The organism is Alkalihalophilus lindianensis, assembly GCF_032843265.1.
Classification (GTDB): domain Bacteria; phylum Bacillota; class Bacilli; order Bacillales; family Bacillaceae_D; genus Alkalihalophilus; species Alkalihalophilus lindianensis.
This window is the reverse complement of the sequence record NZ_JAWJBA010000798.1, coordinates 1-247: the sequence shown is the minus strand read 5'-3', so window position 1 is coordinate 247 and position 247 is coordinate 1. Positions and strand designations below refer to the sequence as shown.

At 69.6% G+C, this 247-nt stretch carries 1 pseudogene; it reads right to left on the bottom strand.

Features of this window, described 5'->3' with window-relative positions:
- A pseudogene (locus tag RYX56_RS24375) lies at positions 1-247 on the bottom strand (adenylyl-sulfate kinase); the annotation flags it as partial.

The window sequence follows — 247 nt, the reverse complement described above, 5'->3', positions numbered from 1 at the left end:
CCCGACCGCACCTGGCCCGCATACCCGCGAAAATCGTCCGCGGTGCTGCCGTTGGCGCGAATCACCAGTTGCACCGGATAGCGCAGCGGCAGATCCGCATCCGCGCGATCGGCCGGCAGACTCTCGAGCAGTTCGAGGAGCGGCGGCCCGTCGTACCACGGAGTGCGGTCGCTCGGCCGCACCACGTTGTCGCCTTCCAGGGCGCTGATCGGGATGTAACGGACGTCGGTGAGACCGAGCCGGCCGG